This is a genomic window from Oceanospirillum linum (assembly GCF_001995095.2).
GTDB lineage: Bacteria > Pseudomonadota > Gammaproteobacteria > Pseudomonadales > Halomonadaceae > Oceanospirillum > Oceanospirillum linum.
The window spans coordinates 1-441 of record NZ_MTSD02000096.1 but is presented as its reverse complement, the minus strand read 5'-3'; the positions used below and the strand labels follow the sequence as shown (position 1 = coordinate 441).

General features: G+C 51.2%; 1 protein-coding gene. It reads left to right on the top strand.

Annotated elements, in window-relative coordinates; translation table 11 throughout:
• On the top strand, positions 1 to 441 hold a 441-nt coding region (locus tag BTA35_RS16800; RefSeq protein ID WP_139363719.1), incomplete at both ends, for an Ig-like domain-containing protein.

The window sequence follows — 441 nt, the reverse complement described above, 5'->3', positions numbered from 1 at the left end:
CCGAGATCAACGCTTCCATTACCATCGATACCATTGCCGGTGACGATGTACTGAATGCCGAAGAAGCGGATAAAGAGTTCACGTCCGTAACCGGTACTGTCGGCGGCGATGTAAAAGCCGGTGATGAGGTCACGCTAACCGTTAATGGTGAAACTTATACCGGTAACGTTGTAGAGAATACTGCTGGTGACCTGACCTACAGCATCCCGGTTAAAACCGATGATCTGGAAGCGGACAACAGTATCGATGCCTCGGTTACCGCCACAGATGCCGCAGGCAATAGCAAAACCGCGGAAGCTGAACGTACCCTTGATGTGGATACCGAGATCAACGCTTCCATCACCATCGATACTATCGCCGGTGATGATGTACTGAATGCAGAAGAAGCGGATCAAGAATTTACCTCGATCACAGGCACCGTCGGCGGCGATGTAAAAGCCG